Genomic DNA, 20,166 nt, shown 5'->3' with positions numbered 1-20,166 from the left:
CAAACAGGAGTTGACTGAATAAGCCGGTGGTGTCGTTAGAAGCTCCACTGGTCCTCGAGCAAAAGCCCTGGACCTGAGACGACCAGTGCTTTTCCCTCGTATCCGAAGTAAACCCTGGAGCCGTCACTCCGGGGTTTTTCTCTGGATCGAACGCTCAACATGTTGAGCGTTAGTTGTGTCAACACCAAGATGACAGGTGAGGGCTCGACGTCCTAAGTCGGATGTTGTTCCCATCTGGGGGTAGCTGTTGACGGCCTCGCAGCCGTTGAGTGACAGGGCAGAGAGTTGACCCGGAAGCAGCTCTCTGCCGTGCAGACTGATCTGGAAGTGAAGCCGCTTCCAGATTTTTTGTTACCGCCTTCCCCAGCAGTGCAATAACTCCTTGCTCCAGTAGTCAAGATGGGCCTCGGCGGTGGCCATGTCGTCGCAGTAAACACGGCTGCCGTTCAACTCGGCTAGGTAGCGGGGGTTGCTATCACCCACCAGCATGTGAATTGTCCCGCCTAGATTTGTTCTCCGAACAAGTGAAGGGGCAAGAGACATACCCGCCTCCAGTTCATTCAAGAGAGAAAATACGATGATGGCTTGCAAGCGGCAAGCCTGTTATGAATGAAGATAAAGTACCTAAGTATTTATCCTCTCAAGCCCATTGTCCAAACTTGGGTTAAGTACCTAGTTCCAAAAAAGACACTTCCGTCCTAGGTCTAAGTCAGTTCCTACAGAGAGGTCCTATGAAGGGTTTTCTGAAGTGGTTTGGAGATGCTTTCGCCCATGCCATGGGTGCGATTGATGCAGAGGAGAAGAGCCATGTTCCGCCCCCAATTGGCATGACTCCTTACCGAGACCAGCCGATGAAGAGGGGACACGGTTACTAGGTCTATGAATTGTTAGGTCCGAGCATTCCCGATGCCATTTCAGGTCATTGGATTGATGGAGATCAGACTTCCCTCCTGTTTTCTTTGATGCAGGAGGGTTTTTTGTGGGTAGGTTGAGCTGCTATCTGCTTTCCGCTCAGCAAATCGTTCTCAATTTCGACGATTTTGCCTCGTAAGGCAATGAGCGTTAAGACCGATTGCCTTATGCGTGTCCGCTGACGAGAGTGAGTCAACTGAGATCGGAGGCGTCAATGAGAGACGACGGTCCAACCGAGCAGGTTTTAGAAGTCGCCTGACCTTTCGAGCATCTGCTCCACGAGTTTTCTCACCACCCATGGGCTTGCCCTAAATCTCGGCACCATCACTGCCGGGGGGCGCTCAACATTGAGTCAGAAAGTCCATCACCTGGAACCTTGGCCCCAGAAGCTTGAAAGGCCCGACACTTCGCCTCTCGCCAGCAATGGCATATGGCATGGCCCCTGTTCAGCAATCACAGGGGTGTCGGAAGCGAGCAATAGGAGAGGTCACCCCATTCCTGTCGTAGATGGGCTGGCCTCTCATCCCCCGATCGCATCGCGGGGTCAAGAATGAACGAACGAGCGAGCTGTGCCTTCTTTTCAGGGGGAGAGCGCCTGCCCCTGCCTCAATGCATTCCAGGAGAACCATGCAGACCCAATCTAAGTCTCTAAGCCAACAGCGCCTTCTGATGTCTGTGGGTGCAGCGATGGAATGCCGCATCCGCAATGACAGGCAAAGCTATTTCGCTTTGGCCCGTGAGTTGGCCCATGCACAATTCGTCCTTGCTGACTTGGAGTTGAGCTGTCGTCTTTGGCAAGATGTCGCCGACCGGGAGTTGGATGTATCGAGGCTTCTTCATCTGCTCTATGGCGGCTGGGATGTTGAAGACGATGAAGAGTTGCTTGAAGCAGACCAGCAGTTCCTGTCTCTCAAGGTGGATTGATTGTCGGATACAGCTCGATTCAGCTGTTCTTCAACTCATCCAAAACAACATCAACAGGCCGTCTACCTCTCATGGAAGACGGTCTTTTTATTGTCGCTTGTTGTCTGACTGCAACGTACCTCGGTTAATCAAGGCATCAAATCATCCTTGCATGCGTAGCTGAAGCCCCATTCGCAGAACATTCATTCGCTGTCAGTGCACTGCTTGGGGAATGATAATCATTCAGGAGTTAATCCTCAGGCATTACTCATTTGCGTTTGATTAACCCAAGGAAGGGGGTGGGACCTTGTCCTTTAGTATTTTCATAATGTCTGAGGAATGTGATGAACACGATTCCAGACTCCGTCAGCTTCAGTCAGCTCTGCAGCTTTCTCAAGGCAAAGGTATCGCAAGATGATTTCGCCCAAGAAGTTGCTCTGGATTGGGAGGATCGCTTAAGCGAAATTCTTTTTGAGTTTGAAAGCTCTTTGGACGACTCCACCCAGGACAAAACAGCCGACCAGCTCATGGCTCTTGGATCATTTCGAACCTATTTGATGCTGAGCCTGAGAGCCCTTCAATCCTCAGGGCTCTGAGTTTTAGAAGCCCTCTGCTGCCTAAAAGACTGTTGTGAGCAGAGGGATAGGAGACCTAAGCCTCATGCCATGCCTAGAGACTTAGCGTCTTGTGGTTTTCAAATCCAGAAATCCGCAGGCTGTTTAATAGGCTCGGATGAGTCGTTAAGGGATAGAGCCGTAATCCAATCCCAACCTGTAGCCTGAATCCGTGGGAAGATCACCAAGCCCAGGGATCAAATTGATCCATTCGTGTTTTGAATGGTCAATGTCCACCCGCCAGTCGCCAAAATAGCAAACTTCTGCGCTTTCGCAGATCAAGGTTGGACAATCGCCGTTGGCGAGGGGCAAAACATGAATTGACATGATCGTTCTCCTTTACTCGTCAAAAATTTTGCAAGCTGAAGCGTCTGGATCTATTGAGCAGCGATTTTTCCAGTAATCCTCTCTGCGGTTGCGAAAGTGCCTCTCGGCCATCTGCCAGGAGGGGGACGGCTTTAAATTGTTTGGCCTCAAATAAACTGGCTTGATACGTTCAAGCGAGCACTGCTTAGAGCTAAAAGACATACCGCTCCTTATCCTCTTTTCACTATTTATCATCAAGAATGGAAAAAATAAATAGGTACTTAACCAACCTCAATCATCTGGTTTGGTTCCCGTTCGTCGCCCTGGTGATGAGCAGAAAAGCTGATCCCAAAAATCATCTTCCTGTCTAGACAGGAAACAGCCACTGAGGACGCGATGAAAAGACTGACTCCAGCGCACCAGCTCAAGCGACGGATTGGTAGAGATGCCGAATTTGCCAAAGGGCTGCGTGCATTAACCAGCACCACTGAAGCTGCCTGGTACTGCAACCTCAACGGAATCGCTATTTCCGCAAAAGAGTTGTTTTTTGAGCGAGGTCGTCTTTGCGCAGATGGAATTCCAACCTGGTCGGCTTAATCAGTCTCCCTGAGTTGGCGGTAGGGGGGATGGGCGAGCAGCCATCCCTCACTGGCTTGGGTGAGTAAGAAGCGCCAAAGCGTTTCATTTCCGTTCCGAGGCTTTCCTGCTGCCAGCTTTGGAGGAGTTGTTCAATGGGGACGCCATGGCCTCGGATCAAGATGAAGCCTTCATGCGGCAGGCGATCCAGGTGATGAGGGATGCCGGTGTGGTGTACAAAACCGGTGGTCCCTTTGGCGCAGTGATCGTCAAGGACGGCCAAGTGATCGCCGCCGCAGGCAATAGCGTGATTCAGGACAAGGACCCCAGTGCCCATGCTGAGGTCAATGCCATCCGCCAGGCCTGCCGCACCCTCGAGAACTGGGATCTCAGTGGTTGCGTGATGTATTCGAGCTGTGAATGTTGTCCGATGTGTTATTCCACCGCCTACTGGGCCAACATTCGCCAGGTCTTCTATGCAGCATCTTGGAGCGATTACGAGGATCTCTTCTCGGATCGGGCGATCAATGACGACATCCGCAGACCGGTGCTGGAAAAGGAAATTCGAATGCAGCAGATCCTTCAGAGCGAAGCCCAGGCGGTGTGGGCCGAGTTTCGTCAGTTGCCTGACGGTGCTCGCTACTGAATCACCGATCCACTCAGAAAGAAAACCCCAGGAGTGAACTGAACTCTCCCAGGGTTGCTTTGGCTTCGAACACGGGAGACGGGGTCCAAGACGTCTCCCTGTTGCCAATTAACTCCTTTAAAGCACAACTCGACACCCCCATCTGGGGCTCTCGTCGCAACCAAGGGGATTGAGCTGCCCTGCCGCAGTGGCTTGCTGGACGGCAACCCTCATGATCATGCTGCAGTTTCTTTTCCGCCGACGTCGATTTCCATTCCCATTTCGAACGCCATGGTCACTTCTTGGAATGTCGAGTCATAGACCCTGTACGTTCCCGTAGTCCTTGTTGATTTCGTCATCGCTGAGACATAGGCGTCAAACTCAGTCTTGAAACAGCATTGATCGAGACATTCACCATGAGCAACTTGCTTGTGAACACAGAACATCCCACTCACCTCAACTTCATCCACCAAAATGATTCAACTGTCACTGTGCCAGTTGAATCAGGACGGATTCAAACCTGGCTGCGTTCAGAGTGTCTTTTGATGACAGTGAGGCCTGCTAGGCATTTTTGTTTGTAACCACTCGATGCAGTCATCGACGACTGTCTTAGAACTAAATAAGCCAATGGGTGCCTATGGATGTTTATTCTTTGTTGCTGATTATCTGTGTCATTTACCTGCTTCTCGTTGATACGAGAGGAGGTCATGGTTGGCATCGATAATTTGCTGATGTGTTATCGAGTTTGAGCTGAGATTCAGGCGCTTCGTGGGTCGAGGCGCTTTTTTCTCTCGATCAGTGTTTGCAGCAACCTCGCTTCAGCCAGCGTCAGGAGAGCAGAGCATCCCAGTGGGTGGTATGAGGCAGCTGGTGTGACCATCCAGCAAGGTGCGGGAATGGTTTGCCTGTCTTGAGAGGGCTAATCGGCCTTTGAGGCGGGGCGGCATGGCGTTTTGAAACCCCATCACCGTGCACGCAGCCCACACGCTCATGAACACTGAACGAACCACATCAAGCATTTTTAATGCTTTAAGAAGTCTCTGGCTTTGGCGTTCCACGGCACTACCCCCATTTAGGAGCATTCGCGCTTAACCACCTTCAGGAATCCCGCCTCTGGTTGAGGGCATGCCTGGCCTGATCACCAGGACGACAAAGCTTGTTTCAACGGAATGGAGTTGCTGCGAGCATCCAGCCACGGCAAAGCGACAGTATTGCTTGTCGATCCGCCAAGTTTATGTAACAAACCTGCTCTTTTTAATGGATCTCAAGATCATCGGATCTAGACCAGAAGTAGCTCTTCGAGGAGGAGCAGATGTTTGAACCACTTGCGGCCCAACTGCTCATTGGTCTCTACGCCCTGATGGTCATGCTTGAGGCTGCCAAAAAAGATGCATCCCGACAACATGGGAGGGGATTATGATTGAACCTATTGTTGTTCCATTCATCTGGTTGATTCTTTTCCTTCTTATTGTTATACACGATGCCGATCAACAAGAAGACAGAACACACCATCAGTGAACCTGAGGCATACGAGTCGTGACATTCAGTGCTCGGCTAACTTCGAGCTGGTCTTTGGTTGTACCTTCCAACCACGCGTTAACGTCCTGACCAAAGCAACAGGTTCCTGTTCAATCTGGAGTTATCCCCGGTGCTTGATGTAACAGGCTCCTCGATAGGTGAGGTGAATTTGGTCGATCGGTCGTGACCCAACCTGCCGGCATGTGTTGTAGTGCTCCTGCCTGTACGTGAGCTCCAAACAAGTCTTTGGCTTGGGTGTGGGTGCTTTGTAGGTTTGACCTCGATACAGCAGATCATTCATGGGGATGTTCCTCGAATAGGAGAGAAAACCTGGTCGTGACGGTTTCAGGGTTTCCATTAGCAACCGAGAGAGGTGTTCCGAAGCCTCCTTCGGCATTCGTAGAGAAAAGCCCTGCAGTAAAAGACAGGGCTTTTGCTCGACGGCTGATGGAGTTACCAGCAACCCCATCGGCATACCCAATCAACTCATGCTCATGCGTCTTAGCTACCCCCAATTGGGGAGGGTGTTGTTTCCCGCCCCATCCCCTTATCGCAACGTGGCTAGACCTGGATTAGCCGATAGGAGAGCGATGACAAGCCAATGCTGGACCATCATGGGTGGCGGAAGGATTTGCACCGAGGACATCTCCAAAAAAAAGACCCCCTTTCATCTCTATCTCACCAAGGTTTTGCCGAAGGTGAAGAAGGAGTCTTGATTTTGAGCGGTAACCATCTTCGGAGCAGCCAAAGCCCGATTCCCATTTGCCAATCCGGTACTAATGCTTAGTACGTGCAAGCACTAAAAAACCTAGGGTTGGCCTAGGTCTGTTCAGTGCCTCGTTTTGAAGCTGACCTGATCTGTTGGGGGCCGCCGCCAAGCTCGCCCCCTCCCAACCATCAGGCCTTCGAAGGCTTGCTGCTTAAAGCTGCGGACATTGCAGTGGCCAACAGCATGCAGCCGGCGACAGCGAGAAAACCCATGGGTGTGAAATGACTTAAGCGATCATTTCCGTTCACTTGCCCACCTGCCTGTCGCCGTTGCGACAGAACCGCAAGGGCACTCATCCAGACTCGCCATTTCGAGGCGACGTTCGATCCAGTCCTTCGTTGCGGATGGAAAGAAAGTCTCTTTTCTGTTTTATTCACATGGACAACCAGTAAAAATACTGTGGTAATTACACCACTTCTCGAAATCGATCTTGAGGAATAAGTTGTCCATAGAGACGAGGAGGGGAGATGGCTTTCCTCAATTTTTGTTTCTACTTGCTTGCTAGTTTTGCGTTGCTTGATTATCTCGGAAAGCTTTTCTATGAGCGATTATCCGAATGGCAGGAAGCGCGCCAGCTTGTTGGTGGTCATCCAGAGATGCGCGGAGTTGATCTTGAGCGAGATGACCTCATTTATTTCAAGGCAGATGAAGCCATCCGTGAGGCAGTTCTCGGCAATGAAGAAGCGGGTACCAATGACCCTTTTCTCGGTGACCTCTTCCTTCTTGATGAAGATGGTTTTTGACCAGATGCAAAAAGGTGCCAGTGAATGCGCGCCTTTGCCACCAAAGGGAGAGCTCTTGGTGGATCTGAAGTCATGCCACTTGGCAGGTGATACTGATTGCAGCAGCTTGGGTGTTGGTGCAGGCCATTGGGTGAGGAAGAGACCGAGATGGCGGTGCTCTTACCGTTTTTCAAGCGCCTCAACATCGCGGCACGTCATTTGTTCCGTCTCAACGTGTCATTGGCGTTCCCTGGTTTGTTTCACCTAATCCATGGTGGAACCGGAAGGTGCAGACGAAGGCTCCTTCTTTCCAATGGTTGTTCCGTTGACCATTGGGCGTTGGTCACTGCACTGACTCCCTTCCTGCGATGCAGGGAGTCAGACCAGCGTTGTCTGTAGGGATCTCCTTTGAAATTTGTTCTGTTTCACTGGGATTGCCGGGCGGGGCGGAACCCACCAGCTTGAACTGAGCACACAAAACAACACCCTCTGTAATCGCAGCAAAGAGTTCTTACTGATACATCTTGACCAGATTTGGGCCAAGCCATGGGCGACCTGAGTAGAGAGCAGGAACAAGCCATCGCTCGGTCAACGATGTATTTGGTCGCGGTACTCCTCAGCATCCTCATGATCTTCATTGCAGGACTGTTTCTTTCTGCGGAACTCGATCAGCAAGCCCTGCAAAAAGCCGAGACAGCACAGCACATCGCAGTTCAACAGGAGATTGCTCCTCAAGCCCAGCATCCATGGACTCCGTGGAGAAGGCACGCTGATCAGGAAACCTAGGGATGCAGCGGTAATAACCAATCTCCACCGCCTGGTTTCGCTGGAGGTTCGAGGGTGGCGCGAGTTCTGCTCAGGGACGGGAACAAGGTTGGTGCTGAGGTCTCACCAGAAGTGCTTGAGGTCTTCACCTACGCAAACCAAAAGGGCAACTGATCCATGCGTTGGCCACGGTTATGGCTGAAAGGGAGTTCCTCCGGCAGGTCCCCTCGAAGCTGCTTCCCGTGTATGTCCGTATGGAGCAGGCCCTTGCCAGGGCCGTTGGACGAAACTGAGACGAGCCGCAGATCTTCCCCAGGCGAAACCATCGGTCAGGTGACCGCTCGAAGTTGGTTCCGCCGCCCCTGAGTGGTTCGGGCCGTCCCGGGGCACTCCAGTCGTAGCCCTGTCGAACCAGGCCGAGACGTGCCACCTGCTATACGCTGGTCGTGTAAGCCGTACGCATAAATACTTAGTCGCTCTGTTAGGACTGGGGTACGTCATGAGAGACGGAAGTCCCGGCATCGAACACCGGGACTTTTTCTTGGGCATTACCCACGGTTTGTCCGAAAAGCTTTGAACATGGACCAGGGCGTAGGGATACCGCCCCACCGTCTTCTGCCCCAACGCCTTTTGATGAGCGATCAGGCAGAGGGACAAGCCACAGGCTGTCCATAGTTTGCTTCCCCATTTCCCATCCTCTAGACACGATGAAGTTGTGAGGAATCACCTCATGGGATGGAAACAAGGTCGCATCCCTGAGATTTTTTGAGGCCTCTGCCTTTGGCGGAGGTCTTTTTTTGACTGCCCAGTTGTGAAGAGAGCCGTTTTCTTGTTGTCGAGCTTCAGGTATCGGCAACTACTGGAGCCAGTGTCAGCCCTGCCATCATTGATTAACTGCACAAAGTAAGTGACGCTTGAAGATCAATACATCACTCTATGGATGCGGCTGGAAGGGTTACGGATGAATGGTGTCGGGAAAAATTTATTCAGGAAGCAGACAATGTTTTACTGCACATTAATGCTCAATTTCTGAAGAACAGGCAAGAGCTCAACCCTCTGTCTGCATAAGGCGGTTGTCGTTCAAGCAGTGAGATTCTCCCGTCGCAAGACGGGTTGTTGACTTGTGACGATGAACTTGTCTATTGACTCGCCAGTGCTTGGAAGATCAGAGCCGCAAAAAGCGACCAAAGCACGGTGCTTGCGAAGCGGTGCTCCAATGCCAACCGATGGGACTTGCTCCTCATCAGTAGGTCCCGCGGAAAACCGTTGCGATCACTGAAGCAAGCGAGCAAGTGAACAACGCAAGCAGTGCGAACTCCATGAAGGTTGTGGTGTGGCCTGCTTCTGTCATGCCTCGGGTTGATGCAGAGCTGTCGTAGCGTTCGGCACCAGAGAGCCCATATAAGCGCTTCTACCCGTAGCGGCGAGGGAACCCTGTCTTTTTCCTGGGTTGCTGACCACACCCCTTGTTTTGTCGTGATGGCGACGACCAGTCGCTGAATCTCGCGTCATCATTCGATTGCTTCTTCGGTGAAGGGGCGATGCGTCGAACGCGGGGGTGCTTAGGGAACACCCCCCTTTTTTTTGGCAGTTCGTAAAAACGATGCCCACGGCACCGCAGGCTGGTTAAAGAGGGTGGTGTGGCTGGGACGCCAGTACATTCGACGCATACGTCCCCTTGTTGATGGGCGGCATTCCCTGCCGCCTTTTTTTTGCCTCTGGTCGACCGAACCATGGCCGGTGTCCACGACCTGCTCCGACGGTTCTCCCACTCCCTTTCACCAGGTATCTGGACGAAACTGAAGCGGTCGTCAAACGAGGGACACGGGCCCCTGGAGGTGAGATCTCCAGGGGCTTCTTTTTGTTCCTCTTGGTTCTGGGTGGGGAATCTCCCGCCCAGGGCTATAGCCCAATCGGTAAGGGCTAGTTCAGTTGGATATGTTCAATTTATTGCACGAACTTTTGGCTATGCAGCGATGTCTTGATCGATATAGTCCAGAAAATGAATCACTCTTCTTTCTTTCTTCTCTTGCAACGCTTCCTTGGCAAGAGTCAGCAGCTGATTCTCTCGGGCTTTGATGGCGGTTCTCCACCGTTTGGGTTTGGGATTGGTCACACGGAAGGGCCCTGAGAGTGGAGAAGTCTTGAGAGGCACAAGTCTTTTCAAGCCGCATGACGCTAGTTGGCACAAGTAAAAACCCCCAAGATGCGTGATGGTTGTTGATGTGGGTTCGTCCGGATACCGTTTATATGTATCAGCTTGTACCCGCTGTTTGGCTGTGACAACAAGAGAAATCTCTTCACTCTGAAACCATTTCGGCACCCTTCGTGAGGAAACGCATGGGAACAGGGCTAATTGAAAAGCCCAAAGATTCGATGCGCAGTTGAAACCCGTAGTGGTTTGAGCCACAACTGGTTTATTGCAGCAACTCAGATGGCTTCCAGCACTGAGCAACACAAAACAGAAACAACGAGCTCCACTCGCATTGCAGCTGGGCTCATCCTCGGGTTGGCTTGTTTCGCCGCGGTGCTCACAGGAGGAATCTTTGTTGGGCAGACCATCAGTGAGGCGTTGAGCACCCTTCAGACCATCTCCCCAGTTCAGGTTGATCCGCTTCGCTGAAGTGTTGGAGCCGATCAGGCTTCAACGTCAGCCTTGTCATCGGCGTTGTGGTGGGCCTCAACTGAGGTGGCCTCAGCTGATTTGCTGCGAGGGCAGTCGCCAGCGTTTGCCGCGCCAATAAAGACAACCACTGCCATGATCGCGACGATCACAGAGCCGCCTACGAAAGCAAGGTTCGGACCTTTCACGCCAGGTGTGTGCCGGAGGTTTGGTGACCCTAGTGCTGGATTCAGATCTGCGTGGCGATGTGGGTGGCACGGTCAGTGTTCACCCACGCGGTGGCCTTTATTGATCCTTGTTTTCTTTGTATCTGGGCAGGTCGGTCGGCTGAGCCAGCACGTAAACGACGGCAGCAGAGATCACCACGGTGACCACGATGAGAGCGGTGATGGCTGCTGAGTAGTCGTTCACGGAAGTTTCTTCAAAGAGAAAGGTTAGGGCTGACGCTTTGCTGGCTGCGTCAATTGCCCGAAAGGGCCTGGCTGTGGATCGTGGTCATCGTGTTGTTCAGATCACCCACATCCCGTAGTCCTTCGGCGCTGAACCAGGGTGCGTTCTCCCAGCTGAAGCCTTCACCAAAAGTGTTGTCGGGTGCCGTGACGTACCAGTGACAGTCCACATCGGGCGTATCAACGGAGCACTCCGACCAATCCGGCTGCCACTGCGGCACCTGGACCCACATCACTGCTGCAAAAACCAGGGAGAACAAGGCCTTGAGCATCAACCGAGTGCGCCTTATCGAAACTTAACACGATTTGGTCTCAGGATTGGAATCGTCGACGGCACTGACGATCACACCCTCAATGCTCGAGCAAGAACGGGCTTTGGTAGTCAGTGACTCGATTTCAAGCGGTCGAGTGGGGATACAACCGAAGTGCCGTGCTGTGCGTTCGAGGGCACACAGGTGGCGGAATCGCATTCCTCATCGCTCGACGCGATGTGATTCCGTCGTGTGGCTCCAACTTTTGCATTCAACTTTGATCGACGTTCAAGGTGAAAGAACAACTTTTGAGAGTGTTGGCGCCAGGCTTCGCGTCACCAACTGAAGACGTGATCCCGAAGCTGGCCTGTCGATCGAGGGCAAGCGGCCGCAGCCTCATCAGGCTGCGTGTCCTCCGTGCTCCAAACGATGTACTGCGTTGAGCGAAGCGATGGCTCCGACCAATGGGTTCAAGAACAGTGCTTCAAAACTGAGTTCAAGGCGTTCGTGAATGCACGCGGCAAATCGCTTGCTTGCACGAACGTGTATCGCGTGATCTATCAAAGCCCTGGTCTCTCAGGCGAAGTGCTGAGGGTTGCCAAAGGAAAGGCACTTTTGAATTCCGATGACCGGCTGGTTGGATGAGCCGTTCAGCTGGGGGTGGCTCGCTCCGTCCGCTCAGATCAGGGCTCGTTTGATGGTTCTTCCTGGGGAATTGAACTGGAGTTGAGTCCCGATTGGTCGGACCCTTGGCTCCTCTCTTCCGCTCTGGCCAATCGCTCCACAAGGTTGAGGGTGTCGTTGGGAGACAAATCGCCGTCATCGCCCCACTTCAGACTGGAAAGGTCAAGGGGGCACATAGGGGAGCGTGATACTGATTTGAAGCTATGAGCATCGAGATGCCTGCTGAGGCCATGCCCCCTGAAGATTCACGGAAGAAATCCTGAACTGAGTAACCACTCGATACTCATTGGTTGGTCACGCTTTCATCCATGCACGATCCTGCCTTCATGGCGGCAGGCAATCGGGGAGGGTGGCTTCATTCTTTTGTAGCTTTTTCCCTGAGACGTTCCTCCCACCGTAAGCTCCTCCCAAACAAGAAAACCCTGGAGTGACGGCTCCAGGGCTTCCCTTATTCACCCGAAAGAGTCAGTTTCAAAACTCTCTCGGATTCGAGGAGGAAAACCCCAAGAGCATGGAGGTCCTCAGGGCAGTCACTCGACGACCGTCGACAGACTGCAGGATCTGCCGCCGGTGTGATTAATCAACTCCTGTGCATCCGATTCTCGATACCCCCATTTGGGGTGGTCATCGCAACGGTCATCGCAGCCAAGGCGATTGGGTCACCTCCAGGGTGTACTCCCCTGTGCGGGTGAAGCGCAGCGGGATCGAGTTGATGCGGATGTAGGTCTCGCCCTGCTCGGCAGCCAGAAAGCTGAACTCATGCTCAGCACTGTTCACCAATACGTTGCCGCCGCGCTGCATGAAGTCACAGCGAAAGGTCTCCACGCTGGTATTGGGACCGTCGTAGCTGAGCAGTCGGCAGGTTGAGGCAACGATCTCAGCGTTTGCCGGAATGGCTGTGGCGATGGCAAGGCCTGCCGCGGTGAGGCTGGTTCGAATCCAAATCATCGGAGCACCCCGCAGTGCGTTGCGTTCGATTCGTCAACTCACTTTGCTTCCTCAATCCCTCTGCGGCCGGTCTTTGTGGGTGACTCGCAAGATTCTCTTAAGCATTGTGGGGCGCGTCTGCATCTGATCTGCGCGATAGTTAATTGACGCGAAAGGGCCGACAGACCACGACGCGAGATCTGAATAAGAGGAGACTTCAATGAGCAGGAGAGGTATTCATCCCCTTTTGATGGGCATGGACAAACCCGAGCGCAATCCCGTTGAGCCTTCGAAGGCAAACGATCTATCCGGCAACGAGTCTGCTCAACGCAAGCGGTTCATCCGCTCGGAGGAAGAAGATTCAGGCAACCAACAGGCTGCTTGATCAATCAACGAACAACTGATTAGAGCGCGGTCAAGTCCATCCATCTGCGTGACCCATCAACCGCTCTTCCTTTGGGAAGAGCGGTTTTTTGTTTGTGTAAAGGAATGGGTTAAGTACCTATTGATTCTGGAGGGGAGAGGAGTAGAGATGAGTCAGCGACAAGGAGAGAGATGGTCACGATCTGTTCAGGTTTTTTCGATCTATGCATCCCGCTCAACGCCTTTGACAAGACGCAGCCATACCAGGCGGATGAACCCAAGCAAGCGATGAAATCTCAGCACGATTTGTACTGGGAGGAACGTTGCGACAAGTCCCCTACTGCGCCTGGATGCAAGATCTACGACGACTGAGCGCAGCTCACTCGAGTTGAGACGTGCGAGGCAATCCAATGAATTGCCTTCTGGTCAAACAACAATTCTTGGTTGTTCTGCTTTGGGTTGTTGTTTGCTATCCGGGAGGGCTTTCTTTGCCTCCATGATATTTGCAAGAGAAGCGAAAAGCCCACCGTTGATGTGGCAAAGCACAATGCTGTGGCTTTTTCTGCTCGCTCAGAAGTTCAGGGTTGGCATGTCAACGCCAATCAACATTCCGGTGTGAACTCCAATGAAAGACAAAGTTGTCGTTCTCGACACGAATGTGCTGCTCCACGATCCTGAGGCGCCGCACCGCTTTGGTGATCTAAGGGTTGTGATCCCCATGCAAGTGGTTGAAGAAATCGATCGCTTTAAGAAAGATCACTCTGAAAAAGGCCGAAATGCCCGGCGGATTTCAAGGCTCCTGGATTCCTACCGGGCCCGCGGAAGCCTTGCCGATGGCGTTCCGATTGAGGGAACGAACCACGGCATGCTTCAGGTGATTTTCTGTCAGGCCCAAGCTCTTCAAGACTTACCGGCAGAGTTGCAGGGTGGTGGTGGTGACAACAACATCCTCGCGGTGGCCCTCGAGCAGATGCGATGCAGTGGGCTGAAACAGGCACCTGAGGTTGTGCTGATCAGCAAAGACATCAACCTGCGAATCAAGGCTGATGCGGTGGGCCTGCAGGCCGAGGACTACGTCAACGACAACGTCTCGATCGACGATCTCTACACAGGCTTTCGTGAACTCAGCACCGATGCAGAGACGATCAAGACCCTGCATGACGAGGAGCAGCTGCCGCTGGAAGCTGTGGCCGATCCCGAGGGGCAGCATCTCCAGGCAAATGAAGGTGTGGTGCTGGTGGATCAGCGCAACGACAGCCACACCCTGCTGGCCCGGCATCAAGGCAACAGCAACACCATCAAGCCGCTGCACTGGCTGCAACGCGCCCATTTGGGCCGTATCAAAGCGAGAAACCGGGAACAGAGCTTTGCGCTGGATCTGCTGCTCGATCCATCCGTTGCTCTGGTGACTCTGGTGGGCAAGGCCGGTACGGGCAAAACGCTGCTGGCCATCGCCGCGGGTCTGCACCAGGTGGCCGACACCCATCACTACGCCCGCCTGTTGGTGACGCGCCCACCGATCTCCCTCGGCAAAGACATCGGCTACCTCCCGGGCACGCTTGAGGAGAAACTCGGCCCCTGGATGAAGCCGATCATCGACAACATCGACTTCATCACCGGTTCAACCCCTGGTGAGGAGGCTGATCAGACGAAGAAACAGCGGCAGCGCGAACCACGCAACGCCTGGGCCGACCTGCAAGGCATGGGCTTGCTTGAGGTTGAAGCGATCAACACCATCCGCGGCCGATCGATCCCCCATCAGTTCCTGGTGGTGGATGAGGCGCAGAACCTCACACCCCTGGAAGTGAAAACGATCGTGACGCGGGTGGGTGAAGGAACCAAGGTTGTCTTCACCGGTGACCCGTATCAAATCGACAATCCCTATGTGGATGCCGAAAGCAACGGGCTCACCTGGTTGGTGGAAAAGCTCAAAGGTCAGCCCCTGGTGGGACACATGACCCTCACCAAGGGAGAGCGCAGTGAATTGGCTGAACTAGCCGCCAACATCCTCTGAATCAAGACGACATCGCCGATACCTCCGACATCACTGACACCCGTGACTGTTGAACACATGACCCAATTCCCAAATACTTCATCGCCTGAGCAAGCCAACTTGGACGCGATTCTGACGTCCCCCACCTACAGAATTGCCCACGAAGATCAAGAGCTTCTGAACAGCAACGATATGCGTGGTGTGCGCATGCTGCTTGAAATCACCAAGCCTGATCTGCATCTGGAAACAGCCGGGATCGAATCGACGATCATCGTTTTTGGTGGTGCCAGGATCGTCGACAACGACACCGCAGCAGCGAAGCTGGCGCAAGCCGAGCAACGGCTTAGTGAAAATCCAGGCTCACCGCTGTTGAAGCGGCAAGTCGTCCATGCGCAACAGCTCGTGGAGTTGTCTCGTTTTTACGATGCAGCCCGAGAGTTCGCCTCATTGGCGTCCCGGCACGGGCAGTGCAACAGGGAACAACCCCACGATTGCTCATCCCATGTGATCGTGACCGGTGGCGGGCCGGGAATCATGGAAGCCGCCAACCGGGGCGCCTTTGAGGCAGGCTGCCGCTCGATTGGGCTGAACATCACGCTGCCGTTTGAGCAACACCCCAATCCCTATATCACCCCCGATCTTTGCTTCAAGTTCAACTACTTCTCACTGCGCAAATTCCATTTTGTGATGCGTTCGATTGGCGCCATCCTCTTCCCGGGTGGTTTCGGCACGCTGGATGAACTGTTTGAGCTGCTTACCCTGCGGCAGGTCGGCACCAAGGGCAGCATGCCCATCGTTCTGTTTGGAACAGAGTTTTGGCGCAGGCTGGTGGATTTCGACTACCTCGCCGAGACGGGCTTGATCTCAGATGATGATCTTGATCTGATTCATTTCTCGGATTCAGCGGAAGAGGCCTGGGATTTCATCCGCAGCCGAACGGGAGCAGAGCCTGAGAGTAATTGATCAGATTATTGATCAAAACATCGACATGGCTTTGATCTTACTCAGTTTCAGTTGATTGAGACCATTCAGGTCGTCGTAGTTGATCAGCTTCTGCTTGATCATGTCGGCCAAGGTGAACAGGATGTTACTGAAATCAAATTCCATCCTCCCTTCATATTGATAGCGCTCCGTACTCAGATAATCGTGAAATTGCCAGATTGATTCAGGCGTGTCCAGCTTGGTGCTCAAATTCTTGAGATTGTCAATCAAGGTCACGATAGATCGCTGTTTGCCCAGATCAAAAGCCTGCCGGGCAACCGCTTCTTCTTCAGAGGTCCAATCGGTTGCAGACATTGGGGTGTGAGGGGGAGGGAGCGTAGGGAAACTGATTCTGATTCAGAACTCAGTGCACCAATCGACCAGTGCGTAGTTCCGGCAGGAGGAACCAGGGAGCCTTGGGATGGTTGTGGTGCTCGCGATGGTAGCCAAAATGGTAACAAGCGAGCAGTGATACAAACGGATGAAGATTCAAGCTTTTGATTGAAACTTCGTGGCCTGTTTGTTTGTGTTCTTTGCGATGGGGCAGGTAAGTGCCAACAAAGAAAAGTTGTGCGGTACTGATCAGCAAAGGAAGCAGAAAAACCACAGAAACTGTGATCAGCGGCTGGCTCTGATGCGGTTGCGCTGCAAGTAGTAGAACCGTGAGAACGAGCACCAGTCGGCTGAGTTGTGCTGCGTTGAGGTAGTTGCGCATAAAGCGAACCAACCAGGCCAGCACCGATCTGTTGTTGGTGGGGCAGAAGTCGGGGTCACCCTCCGATTCAGGCATCCGGTGATGTCGGCAGTGGTTGCGTTTGCAGGCGTCGTAGTTGAGGCCGGCGTAGAGCCATAAACACACCCGGCCGATTTGTTGGTTGATCCCTGCATGACCCGGCACCAGGCTGTTGTGCATGGCGTCGTGGGCAAGGATGAACAGGCCGGTGTGCAGGAAGCTGCGGACCAGAACCCAGGCGGTGGTCGCCAGGGGATGCAGCTGATCGAGGTCGAGCTGCAGGCCGATGACCAGAGTCAACAGCCAAGAGACGCCGATCAGGGCTCCCAGCTGGAGACCGCGCCCCGCGCTGCCCTTCAAGTTGTCACTTGGCACCAAGCTTGAGCAGTTCAGCGGGCGAGGCGAGCAGGTCGATGGCAACGAAGTAGATCTTGTCGTTTTCATCGAGCAGGAAGCGCCAGGCCACGTTCATGCCCACTTCGCGACCAAACCAGGGGGTCTGCACCTTGCCGGTGACCTTGATCTGGTTGAAGCCACCTTCTGCCGGTTCGCCGAAGCCGCCCTGGGGCATCAGCTTCAGGTTCTGGCAATCGCGCTTGAAGAACTTGAGGATCGCTTCGCGGCCCACGATCGGACGCTGGAAGGGGGGCTGAAGCGCACCGTCGTCGAGGAAGAGATCGATCAGCTGATCGAAATCGTTGGCGTTCAACAGCTGCATGTAGCTGAGGATCGTCTGGTTGAGAACGCCGGGGATGAAGATCTCCTCGCGTTCTTCCACCGGGGTGGGGGCGACGATCGGCTCGGCGACGATCTTGTCGTCGTCAATGTTGGGATCGAATCCCATGTCGACAACGAAGTTGCGCAGCAGGGTGATCTGCTGGCCTTGCTCCACCTTCTTCACCGCTTCCAGAACGGAGTTTGCGTTGGCGGAGAGCTTGTAGCCCTGGGGAATCGGGGCGACTTTGCCCTGGCGCATGTATTCGCCCAGCTCGTACCAGAAGCAGAGCTTCACGTTCACTGACCAGTAGGCGTAGGTGCTGGAGATCGGGCTGTTGATTTTGGCTGCCAGGTCGCACATGACCTTGGTCTGCTCGTCGAAGCTCATCGCCAGGATCTGGTCGAGGATCGGGCGAGCCAGTTCCATCCTTGCCGCGCCGGGGGCGGCAACAGTGATGGTCTGCCCCATCTCGAGGTAGGCGAACCAGATCAGGGCGAGTTGGTCTTCTGCCGAGAGCAGCTTGAAGCGTGCGGTGATGGCCGGAACGGCATCAGCAGTGAGGGTGTCCGGGAAAATCTGGCGGGCTTTATCGAGCGTGAACATCCAGGACGGATCGAGGGGATTTACGGACTGTAACACTATGTTTCGTTATGTAAACAAGCCTCTCTGCTTGGTTTTTTGCTCGTTAGCGAGCACTCGCTGCTGCAGGGTTTTGCCTGGTGTCTCGCCTGCTGATGGGGTTCTTCTCTGTTCCTACTGAGGCGGTTTAAGGCAGAGGCCTAAGTCTGCTGGCGCAGTTTCTTGAGTTGATCCTCGATCTGAAAGCGCAGCTGCCTCAGGTTTTCAACATTGATCTGGTGTTCGCCGGAACTCCAGTGCTGCGGGTTGGCGACACGGATCTCCAGCTCGCGCAGGCGGGAGCGATCAGATTGCATGGCGAACTCCATGGCCGGATCAAGTCTGTTGCCGCAACTGCTGCCCCCACATGAGTTTTTCTACTGGCTAAGGGAAAACGACTGATTTGCTTCGGAATGGGGCTCAGATGGAACCCGATTCCAGCAGGTGGTCCATCAAGGCCGCATAGAGCTGGGTCTTCATGTTCAACAGGCAGGCCTGTTCGTTGGCATCACCACCGGGCCAGTTGGCGTAGGCATCGGATACAGCCCGGTGCAGAAGACGCAAGGCATCCATTTCCACCGAGATGGTGGTGATCATTTGGTTGTCTTCCATCGTTATTAGTGGTGAGCAACGAAATCAGCTGACTTCAGAGGCCCTGGGATTGCTGGCGCACGATCCAGGCTGAGGCGGCTTGTTGTTGTTTCCAGGCCAACAAGAGGTCTTTGGCAATGCTTTTCAGAGCCGCAAGATCATCAGAGTTATCGATCTCGCGTGAGAATTTCTCGATTTCAAATTTCTGGCCCAGAGTCAACGCGATCGGTTCCATTGGCTTGTGGCTTTGTGAGCGGAACGTACCCGAGAACTTTTGAGGCTGCAAATGGAAAACGTAGTAGTTGCAACCGATTTGAGGAAAGAATGCTCAACTCAATGCATTGCTTGCATTACAGAACATTTCTGAATGCCGCTGATCGCTCGGATCGCAAAGGCTTATGGCCTTAGAAAGCATGTACAGGCCTGGAGCTGATGCATTTCTCCTGGGAAAAACATCTGGAATTGTCCAGGAATGTAGCTGTTGCCTCAGACAAAAATCAGGGCATGGCTCTCGCCCTGATGGGTGTTGCTCTCACCATGCTGGCCACCGATCTTCTGGCCCATGAACTGAAGGCCTCGGTCTTGCCGTCTTCCAGGGCTTGATTCAGAGGAAGTCCATTTCGTCTTCGTTGTTGTCGTCTTCCCTCGATTGAATCCAGAGGGCTGATAGCGGAAAGATGAAGCAGCCGGCAATCAGGAATTCCATGGGCTTTGGACTTGGTTGAAGCCACGATCCGGTGGATTCCAACGAGAAGCTGTATCAACCGCTGTCGTGTTTCTTGTATTTGGTTGCCGATCAATCCGTTTGATCGTGTTGAGTGTTTGTGCTTAATCAGCCGATGCTGATCAAGGTGACACCGGCCACGAACAGCAGAACAGACAACACCAGCAAGCCACTGTTCATCGGTTGCTGGCGCGTTTGATCGAGTCCATCCCCAGGCGTGCAGCCCGTCGGCCCAGGTCCACTGCCGCTTTGGCGGTGCTTTTGATCACATCCTTGGCGGTGCTGCGGACCCGGCGGGGACTGCGTTGCATGGCATCGGGCCAGGATCCCTCCGGCCAGCGCTGAACATGGCGACCAACACGGTCACCGAGTTGAAGCAGGGATTGGCGTAGCCGGCTGGCCACAGCTTTGAAGCAACCGAATCAATGTGCTGGCTCCTTATCAATGCTGTTGTGCCAAATGACACGAAGGGGGTCTGGCGCCTAATTCGTTGCTCTAAATCCCTCAGTTGAGGGATATGGCTACACAGATGGCACCCTCAACTGAGGGATGTGGAATCCAATGGCGTGTTGCTCAATAAAAGAGCACGTCGCCGGTTGGTATGTCTCCTCTGTATGACCTGATTCTTCAACGCAAAGGAGAGCTGCAGACCGAAACGGTGCAGGTGGTCGATGCCGCCCAGGCCTGGCGCCTGGGGCGTGAGCGCTATCCCCACTGCATCCGCGGTGTTGTACGTCGCGAAGGTGGCCGTGATGGCTCTGCAGCTGAGCCATCCAAACGCCGCTAAAAGAGGGGCATCTG

General features: G+C 53.6%; 22 protein-coding genes. 8 read left to right on the top strand and 14 right to left on the bottom strand.

The window, feature by feature from the left end; all coding sequences use genetic code 11:
- Positions 1–351: 351 nt before the first annotated feature.
- Positions 352–483 carry a hypothetical protein gene (locus SynM161_RS12095; protein WP_255441735.1) on the bottom strand — a complete coding sequence of 44 codons (132 nt, stop codon included), beginning with the start codon at positions 481–483 and terminating at the stop codon, positions 352–354.
- 1,098 nt (positions 484–1,581) lie between these two features.
- On the opposite strand from SynM161_RS12095, the gene SynM161_RS07105 reads away from it, so the two are divergent.
- The 3 genes from SynM161_RS07105 (at position 1,582) to SynM161_RS07095 (ending at position 3,957) form a co-directional block, all read left to right on the top strand.
- Positions 1,582–1,836 carry a hypothetical protein gene (locus SynM161_RS07105; protein ID WP_255441734.1) on the top strand — a complete coding sequence of 85 codons (255 nt, stop codon included), beginning with the start codon at positions 1,582–1,584 and terminating at the stop codon, positions 1,834–1,836.
- Positions 1,837–2,159: 323 nt separating this feature from the next.
- Positions 2,160–2,411 carry a hypothetical protein gene (locus SynM161_RS07100; RefSeq protein ID WP_186540510.1) on the top strand — a complete coding sequence of 84 codons (252 nt, stop codon included), beginning with the start codon at positions 2,160–2,162 and terminating at the stop codon, positions 2,409–2,411.
- A gap of 1,066 nt (positions 2,412–3,477) precedes the next feature.
- Positions 3,478–3,957, top strand: a complete 480-nt coding sequence (locus tag SynM161_RS07095; protein ID WP_186540508.1) for a nucleoside deaminase — start codon at positions 3,478–3,480, stop codon at positions 3,955–3,957.
- A 215-nt stretch (positions 3,958–4,172) separates the two neighbouring features.
- Here SynM161_RS07095 and SynM161_RS07090 read toward each other — a convergent pair whose 3' ends face one another.
- Both SynM161_RS07090 and SynM161_RS07085 read right to left on the bottom strand, forming a co-directional pair.
- Entirely contained in the window at positions 4,173–4,406 is a 234-nt protein-coding gene (locus SynM161_RS07090; protein ID WP_186540506.1) for a hypothetical protein, read from the bottom strand.
- Between the two features lie 1,169 nt (positions 4,407–5,575).
- The gene (locus SynM161_RS07085; protein ID WP_186540504.1) at positions 5,576–5,755 is read right to left on the bottom strand and encodes a DUF4278 domain-containing protein; all 180 of its coding nucleotides are present in this window, start codon (positions 5,753–5,755) and stop codon (positions 5,576–5,578) included.
- A gap of 935 nt (positions 5,756–6,690) precedes the next feature.
- Here SynM161_RS07085 and SynM161_RS07080 point away from each other — a divergent pair.
- On the top strand, positions 6,691–6,966 hold the full coding sequence (locus SynM161_RS07080) for a hypothetical protein (protein ID WP_186540502.1): 276 nt from the start codon (positions 6,691–6,693) through the stop codon (positions 6,964–6,966).
- A 525-nt stretch (positions 6,967–7,491) separates the two neighbouring features.
- Positions 7,492–7,731, top strand: a complete 240-nt coding sequence (locus tag SynM161_RS07075) for a hypothetical protein (RefSeq protein WP_186540500.1) — start codon at positions 7,492–7,494, stop codon at positions 7,729–7,731.
- A 2,616-nt stretch (positions 7,732–10,347) separates the two neighbouring features.
- Here the strand turns inward: SynM161_RS07075 and SynM161_RS12090 are convergent.
- From SynM161_RS12090 to SynM161_RS07065, 4 genes are all read right to left on the bottom strand, one after another.
- Positions 10,348–10,470, bottom strand: a complete 123-nt coding sequence (locus SynM161_RS12090) for a hypothetical protein (RefSeq protein WP_255441733.1) — start codon at positions 10,468–10,470, stop codon at positions 10,348–10,350.
- A 148-nt stretch (positions 10,471–10,618) separates the two neighbouring features.
- Positions 10,619–10,744, bottom strand: a complete 126-nt coding sequence (locus SynM161_RS12085) for a hypothetical protein (RefSeq protein WP_255441732.1) — start codon at positions 10,742–10,744, stop codon at positions 10,619–10,621.
- Positions 10,745–10,793: 49 nt separating this feature from the next.
- Positions 10,794–11,054 (bottom strand): hypothetical protein, encoded by a 261-nt coding sequence (locus SynM161_RS07070; RefSeq protein ID WP_186540498.1) that lies wholly within the window; start codon positions 11,052–11,054, stop codon positions 10,794–10,796.
- Between the two features lie 1,299 nt (positions 11,055–12,353).
- Positions 12,354–12,665, bottom strand: a complete 312-nt coding sequence (locus SynM161_RS07065; protein WP_186540496.1) for a hypothetical protein — start codon at positions 12,663–12,665, stop codon at positions 12,354–12,356.
- A gap of 967 nt (positions 12,666–13,632) precedes the next feature.
- Here SynM161_RS07065 and SynM161_RS07060 point away from each other — a divergent pair.
- The gene (locus tag SynM161_RS07060) at positions 13,633–15,021 is read left to right on the top strand and encodes a PhoH family protein (protein ID WP_186540494.1); all 1,389 of its coding nucleotides are present in this window, start codon (positions 13,633–13,635) and stop codon (positions 15,019–15,021) included.
- Positions 15,022–15,078: 57 nt separating this feature from the next.
- A complete protein-coding gene (locus tag SynM161_RS07055) occupies positions 15,079–15,963 on the top strand; it encodes an LOG family protein (protein WP_186542585.1) in 885 nt (294 codons plus the stop codon).
- Positions 15,964–15,975: 12 nt separating this feature from the next.
- Here the strand turns inward: SynM161_RS07055 and SynM161_RS07050 are convergent, their stop codons facing one another.
- The 7 genes from SynM161_RS07050 to SynM161_RS07020 all read right to left on the bottom strand — a co-directional run bounded on the left by SynM161_RS07050 (position 15,976) and on the right by SynM161_RS07020 (position 19,769).
- A complete protein-coding gene (locus SynM161_RS07050) occupies positions 15,976–16,296 on the bottom strand; it encodes a hypothetical protein (RefSeq protein ID WP_115161907.1) in 321 nt (106 codons plus the stop codon).
- 49 nt (positions 16,297–16,345) lie between these two features.
- Entirely contained in the window at positions 16,346–17,089 is a 744-nt protein-coding gene (locus SynM161_RS07045) for a fatty acid desaturase (RefSeq protein WP_255441731.1), read from the bottom strand.
- Positions 17,079–18,035: an orange carotenoid-binding protein gene (locus SynM161_RS07040; protein ID WP_186540490.1), complete on the bottom strand. Its 957-nt coding sequence runs from the start codon at positions 18,033–18,035 to the stop codon at positions 17,079–17,081. Before SynM161_RS07040 ends, SynM161_RS07045 begins: the two co-directional genes overlap by 11 nt.
- Before the next feature lie 176 nt (positions 18,036–18,211).
- Positions 18,212–18,367, bottom strand: coding sequence for a hypothetical protein (locus tag SynM161_RS07035; protein WP_170951393.1), 156 nt, complete (start codon positions 18,365–18,367; stop codon positions 18,212–18,214).
- A 103-nt stretch (positions 18,368–18,470) separates the two neighbouring features.
- Positions 18,471–18,662, bottom strand: coding sequence for a hypothetical protein (locus SynM161_RS07030; RefSeq protein WP_115009187.1), 192 nt, complete (start codon positions 18,660–18,662; stop codon positions 18,471–18,473).
- Positions 18,663–18,696: 34 nt separating this feature from the next.
- The gene (locus tag SynM161_RS07025; RefSeq protein WP_115009186.1) at positions 18,697–18,876 is read right to left on the bottom strand and encodes a hypothetical protein; all 180 of its coding nucleotides are present in this window, start codon (positions 18,874–18,876) and stop codon (positions 18,697–18,699) included.
- Positions 18,877–19,541: 665 nt separating this feature from the next.
- A complete protein-coding gene (locus SynM161_RS07020) occupies positions 19,542–19,769 on the bottom strand; it encodes a hypothetical protein (protein WP_186540488.1) in 228 nt (75 codons plus the stop codon).
- Between the two features lie 197 nt (positions 19,770–19,966).
- On the opposite strand from SynM161_RS07020, the gene SynM161_RS07015 reads away from it, so the two are divergent.
- Positions 19,967–20,152, top strand: coding sequence for a hypothetical protein (locus SynM161_RS07015; protein ID WP_186540486.1), 186 nt, complete (start codon positions 19,967–19,969; stop codon positions 20,150–20,152).
- The last annotated feature ends 14 nt before the right edge of the window (positions 20,153–20,166 follow it).

Source organism: Synechococcus sp. M16.1 (assembly GCF_014279895.1).
Classification (GTDB): Bacteria; Cyanobacteriota; Cyanobacteriia; order PCC-6307; family Cyanobiaceae; genus Parasynechococcus.
This window is presented reverse-complemented; position numbering and strand designations above follow the sequence as displayed.

Excerpts from the sequence above, each read along its gene's own strand:
- SynM161_RS07105 (WP_255441734.1), top strand. The coding sequence starts at position 1,582 with ATGTCTGTGGGTGCAGCGATGGAATGCCGCATCCGCAATGACAGGCAA.
- SynM161_RS07100 (WP_186540510.1), top strand. The coding sequence starts at position 2,160 with ATGAACACGATTCCAGACTCCGTCAGCTTCAGTCAGCTCTGCAGCTTT.
- SynM161_RS07095 (WP_186540508.1), top strand. The coding sequence starts at position 3,478 with ATGGCCTCGGATCAAGATGAAGCCTTCATGCGGCAGGCGATCCAGGTG.
- SynM161_RS07085 (WP_186540504.1), bottom strand. The coding sequence starts at position 5,755 with ATGAATGATCTGCTGTATCGAGGTCAAACCTACAAAGCACCCACACCC.
- SynM161_RS07080 (WP_186540502.1), top strand. The coding sequence starts at position 6,691 with ATGGCTTTCCTCAATTTTTGTTTCTACTTGCTTGCTAGTTTTGCGTTG.
- SynM161_RS07075 (WP_186540500.1), top strand. The coding sequence starts at position 7,492 with ATGGGCGACCTGAGTAGAGAGCAGGAACAAGCCATCGCTCGGTCAACG.
- SynM161_RS12090 (WP_255441733.1), bottom strand. The coding sequence starts at position 10,470 with ATGGCAGTGGTTGTCTTTATTGGCGCGGCAAACGCTGGCGACTGCCCT.
- SynM161_RS07070 (WP_186540498.1), bottom strand. The coding sequence starts at position 11,054 with ATGCTCAAGGCCTTGTTCTCCCTGGTTTTTGCAGCAGTGATGTGGGTC.
- SynM161_RS07065 (WP_186540496.1), bottom strand. The coding sequence starts at position 12,665 with ATGATTTGGATTCGAACCAGCCTCACCGCGGCAGGCCTTGCCATCGCC.
- SynM161_RS07060 (WP_186540494.1), top strand. The coding sequence starts at position 13,633 with ATGAAAGACAAAGTTGTCGTTCTCGACACGAATGTGCTGCTCCACGAT.
- SynM161_RS07055 (WP_186542585.1), top strand. The coding sequence starts at position 15,079 with ATGACCCAATTCCCAAATACTTCATCGCCTGAGCAAGCCAACTTGGAC.
- SynM161_RS07050 (WP_115161907.1), bottom strand. The coding sequence starts at position 16,296 with ATGTCTGCAACCGATTGGACCTCTGAAGAAGAAGCGGTTGCCCGGCAG.
- SynM161_RS07040 (WP_186540490.1), bottom strand. The coding sequence starts at position 18,035 with ATGTTCACGCTCGATAAAGCCCGCCAGATTTTCCCGGACACCCTCACT.
- SynM161_RS07035 (WP_170951393.1), bottom strand. The coding sequence starts at position 18,367 with ATGCAATCTGATCGCTCCCGCCTGCGCGAGCTGGAGATCCGTGTCGCC.
- SynM161_RS07030 (WP_115009187.1), bottom strand. The coding sequence starts at position 18,662 with ATGGAAGACAACCAAATGATCACCACCATCTCGGTGGAAATGGATGCC.
- SynM161_RS07025 (WP_115009186.1), bottom strand. The coding sequence starts at position 18,876 with ATGGAACCGATCGCGTTGACTCTGGGCCAGAAATTTGAAATCGAGAAA.
- SynM161_RS07015 (WP_186540486.1), top strand. The coding sequence starts at position 19,967 with ATGTCTCCTCTGTATGACCTGATTCTTCAACGCAAAGGAGAGCTGCAG.